We start from the raw sequence: 4,826 nt of genomic DNA, 5'->3' as shown, positions 1-4,826 counted from the left end.
CGCGGGCGATGGCCTCGGCCGCCTCGGCGCAGCTCACATGCACCACGTAGATGGGCACGCCCAGCACGTCGGCGATGGCGATGGCGCGGTTGGCCGCCTCGGCCTCCACCATGGGCGGGCGGGCCAGCGGATGGCCCTCGGGACCGGTGATGCCCATCTTGGCCACCTCCTGCTGCAGCAGGTAGACGAGTTCGCCGTTCTCGGCGTGCACGGTGGGCATGGCGCCCAGCTCCAGCGCGCGCCGGAAGCTGTTCACCAGCGTTTCGTCGTCGCACATGATGGCGTTCTTGTAGGCCATGAAGTGCTTGAAGCTGTTGACGCCCTCTTCCTGCACCAGCGTGCCCATGTCGGCCCGCACCTGCTCGCTCCACCAGGTGACGGCCACGTGAAAGCCATAGTCGGCCGCCGATTTCTCGGCCCAGCCGCGCCACTTGCGGTAGGCCTCCATCATCGGCTCCTGCGGATCGGGGATCACGAAGTCGATGATGCTGGTGGTCCCACCCGCCAGGCCCGCCGCCGTGCCGGTGAAGAAATCGTCCATGGTGACGGTGCCCATGAAGGGCAGCTGCATGTGCGTGTGCGGATCGATGCCGCCCGGCAGCACGTACTGGCCGCTCGCATCCAGCGTCTCGGCACCGGCAGGCGCCTCGCCCGCCACATCGGGGCCCACGGCGGCGATGCGGCCGTCCACGCACAGCACGTCGGCGTGCTCTTCGCGGTCGGCATGCACCACGGTGCCGCCGCGGATCAGCACGGCGTTGGAAGGGGTCGGGCTCATGGCAGGTCTCCTGAAGGATGAAGGGGTGGTCGCCGTGCTCAGGCGCGGCGCAGCGGAGTGGGTGCCGGGCGTGCCTGGCCGGCCATGCCGAGGCGGTACACCACGGCGGCAATGGCCAGGCCGATGAACCAGGCATAGGCATAGATCTGCTTGAACACCTCGCCCACACCGGGGAAGGTGGCCGGGAACGCCGCGTTCAGAAAGCCGGGAACGTTGGGCGCCACGCCCAGCACGAAGGCCACCACGGCCACCGCATTCCAGCCGCCGCGGTAGCGGTAGGCGCCGCGCTCCTCGTACAGCGCGGCCACGTCCAGCTCGGTGCGACGCACCAGGTAGTAGTCCACCATCAGGATGCCGGCCACCGGCCCCAGCAGCGCCGAGTAGCCGATGAGCCAGGTGAAGATGTAGCCCTGTGTCGATTCGAGGATCTTCCACGGCATCATCGCGATGGCGATGCCCACGGTGATGTAGCCGCCCACCCGATAGCTGATGCGCGACGGGCTCAGCGCGGAGAAGTCGTACGCCGGTCCCACGAGGTTGGCAGCGAGGTTCACGCTGACGGTGTCGATCAGCAGGATGATGAGCGCGATCAGCACGGCCGCGCCCGTCATGCGGCTGGCCAGGTCCACCGGGTCCCACAGCGCCTTGCCATAGATGACCACCGTGGCCGAGGTCACGAACACCGCCAGCGCGGCCAGCAGGCCCATGGGCACGGGCAGGCCGATGGCCTGGCCTACCACCTGATCGCGCTGCGACCGGGCAAACCGCGTGAAGTCGGGAATGTTGAGCGCCAGCGTGGCCCAGAAGCCCACCATGGCGGTCAGCGACGGCCAGAACACGGCGCTGAACTGCCCCGCCTTCTTGCCGCCGGGCGCGAACTGCGAGGGCTGGTCCAGGATGGGCCCGAAACCGCCCGCTTTGTCATACGCCCACCACAGCAGCAGAAAGCAGATGACGATCTTGATCGGCGCCGTCCACGTTTCGAGCTTGCGGATGGACTCGATGCCGTGCACCACGAAATAGAACTGGATGGCCCAGAACACCAGGAAGCACACCAGCTGGCCCAGGTTGATGCCCAGCCCCGCGATCTTGTCGCCCTCCAGGGGATGCCCGAGGAGCACGCCGGCCAGCGTGTAGATCATCATGCCGCCAAACCAGGTCTGGATGCCGTACCAGCCGCAGGCCACCAGTGCGCGCAGCAGCGCCGGCAGCTTGGCGCCGCGCGTGCCGAACGACGCGCGCGCCAGCACCGCATAGGGAATGCCGTACTTGGCCCCTGCGTGGCCGATGAGCAGCATGGGCACCAGCACGATCAGGTTGCCCAGGAACACCGTGCCCACCGCCTGTCCCCACGACATGCCGCTGTCGATCAGGCTGGCGGCCAGCGTGTAGGCGGGGATGCACATCACCATGCCCACCCACAGGGCCGCGAAGTGGTACCAGCGCCAGGTGCGCTGGTGCGGCTGGGTGGGCGCCAGGTCGTCGTTCCACAGTTCGTTGCTGGCACCGGGGGCATGCAGGGTCTTCATGGGGCTGTCTCCGAGACGTTGCAGACAGGCTGGCAGGCGGAAGGCGGGCGCGAAGGTGCGCACCAACGCGGGCAATGGGCCGCGGCAGCGCGGCTCAGGCGGCCACGCGCTGCGGGTTGTTGGGGTGCATGGTCCAGTTGGCGTACTCGCCTGTCACCACCTTGCCGGTGCGCGCATCGACCTCGCCAGGCGCGAGGCTGCGCAGCGTGATGCATTCGGGCACGGGGCAGATCGACACGCACAGGTTGCAGCCCACGCATTCGGCCTCGTTCACCTCGAACCGGCGCACGCCGCCATCCTTGGTGAAGGTGATGGCCTGGTGCGACGTGTCTTCGCACACCACGTGGCAGCGGCCGCACTGGATGCAGGCATCTTGGTCGATCACCGCCTTGTCGATGTGGTTCAGGTCCAGCTGCTTCCAGTCCTTGACCGTCGGCACGGCCTGGCCGCGGAAGTCGTCGAGGGTGTGGTAGCCGTGCGCGTCCATGAAGTTGGACAGCCCATCGCACATGTCCTGCACGATCTTGAAGCCGTACACCATGGCCGCCGTGCACACCTGCACGGTGCCGCAGCCCAGGGCGATGTACTCGGCCGCATCGCGCCAGGTGGAGATGCCGCCGATGCCGCTGATGGGCAGGCCGGCGGTCTGCGCGTCGCGCGCGATCTCGGCCACCATGTTGAGCGCGATGGGCTTGACCGCCGGGCCGCAATAGCCGCCGTGCGAGCCCAGGCCGCCGGTGCTGGGGCTCATGGCCATGCGCTCCAAGTCCACGCCCATGATGGAGTTGATGGTGTTGATGAGCGACACCGCATCCGCCCCGCCGGCTTGGGCAGCGCGGGCGGGCTGGCGCACGTCGGTGATGTTGGGCGTGAGCTTCACGATCACCGGCAGCCGGCTGTAGTGCTTGCACCAAGCTGTCACCATCTGGATGTATTCGGGCACCTGGCCCACGGCGGCGCCCATGCCGCGCTCGCTCATGCCGTGCGGGCAGCCGAAGTTCAGCTCGATGCCGTCGGCCCCCACGTCCTCCACCATGGGCAGGATGCGCTTCCAGCTTTCTTCCACGCAGGGCACCATGAGCGAGACGATCATTGCGCGGTCGGGCCAGTTGCGTTTGACGCGGCGGATCTCGTCCAGGTTGGTCTTCAGCGGGCGGTCGGTGATGAGCTCGATGTTGTTGAGCCCGATCACGCGGCGGTCCTGCGACATCAGCGTGGCATAGCGCGGGCCGTTGACGTTGACCACGTGCGGGTCTTCGCCCAGCGTCTTCCAGACCACGCCGCCCCAGCCCGCCTCGAAGGCGCGGGTGACATTGATTTCCTTGTCGGTGGGCGGTGCGGAGGCCAGCCAGAATGGATTGGGGCTCTCGATGCCGAGAAAGCGGCTGCGGATGTCTGCCATGGGAAATGCTCCGGGGGTGCGGGGTGTTGGAGGGAGAAGGCGCCGGCCGTCAGCCGCGCAGCGCCTCGCTGATGGAGAGGGCGGCCACCTTGCCGTGCTCGACCGCCTCGACCGTGAGGTCGCGCCCGCCGGCACGGCAGTCCCCGCCGGCCCACAGCCGCGCCACGCTGGTGCGGCCCATGTCGTCGGTGGCGATGCGCCCGCCCTGCAGGGCCACCGTGGGACCTGCATGCTCGGGCAGGTAGCTCTGGCCGATGGCCTTGAGCACCATGTCGGCCTCCAGCGTGAAGGATTCGCCCGTGTCCACGAGGCGTCCACCCGCCAGGGCCGTGGCCGCGAACCGCATGCCACGCACCACCCCGCCTTCGCTGAGCAGTTCCTTCGGCGCCGCCCAGTGGCGGATGGCCACGCCGTTCGTCTGCGCCCAGCGCTGCTCCACGGCGGAGGCAGACATGCCGTCGGCACCGCGGCGATAGACGATCGTCACCTCTTCGGCGCCCAGCTTGCGCGCCTGCACGGCAGCGTCCACAGCCGTCATGCCGCCGCCGATCACGACCACGCGGCGGCCCACGGGGACGGTCGAAAGGTCCTGCGCCTGGCGCACGTCGGCAATGAAGTCGACCGCGTTGCACAGCCCCTCGACCTGCGGCTCGGCGATGCCCAGCGCATTGACGCCCGCCAGTCCCAAACCCAGGAACACGGCGTCGTAGGCCTGAAGCAGGCTGTCCACGGTGGCATCGCGGCCCAGCACCTGATTGCAGCGCACCTCGATGCCGCCGATGGACAGCAGCCATTCGATTTCCTTTTGCGCGAAGCCGCCCGTGGTCTTGTAGCTGGCCAGGCCGTATTCGTTCAAACCGCCCAGCTTGGGACGCGCCTCGAACAGCACCACGTCGTGCCCGCGCACCGCCAGGCCATGGGCGCAGGCCAGCCCTGCGGGCCCCGCGCCCACCACGGCCACCCGGCGGCCCGTGGGCGCGGCGCGGGTGAACAGGGGCGCGCCCGGGTCGGCAAAGTACGCATCGGTGGCGTGGCGCTGCAGCGCGCCGATCTCCACCGGCTTGTCGTCATGCGAGTTGCGCACGCAGGCCTGCTCGCACAGCACCTCGGTCGGGCA

Annotated in this window: 4 protein-coding genes; all 4 read right to left on the bottom strand. The window is 68.8% G+C overall.

Going from position 1 to position 4,826, the window contains the following annotated elements:
• The coding region (locus AC27KI_RS18765; RefSeq protein WP_487115222.1) for an amidohydrolase family protein at positions 1-778 on the bottom strand (778 nt) is incomplete at its 3' end.
• 38 nt (positions 779-816) lie between these two features.
• Entirely contained in the window at positions 817-2,307 is a 1,491-nt protein-coding gene (locus tag AC27KI_RS18760) for an NCS1 family nucleobase:cation symporter-1 (protein ID WP_487089228.1), read from the bottom strand.
• Positions 2,308-2,401: 94 nt separating this feature from the next.
• A complete protein-coding gene (gene preA / locus AC27KI_RS18755) occupies positions 2,402-3,709 on the bottom strand; it encodes an NAD-dependent dihydropyrimidine dehydrogenase subunit PreA (RefSeq protein WP_487089229.1) in 1,308 nt (435 codons plus the stop codon).
• A 49-nt stretch (positions 3,710-3,758) separates the two neighbouring features.
• Positions 3,759-4,826, bottom strand: a 1,068-nt coding sequence (locus AC27KI_RS18750; protein ID WP_487115220.1) for an FAD-dependent oxidoreductase, incomplete at its 5' end; no start/stop codon positions are given.

The organism is Acidovorax sp. KPB24-03 (assembly GCF_057546605.1).
This window is presented reverse-complemented; position numbering and strand designations above follow the sequence as displayed.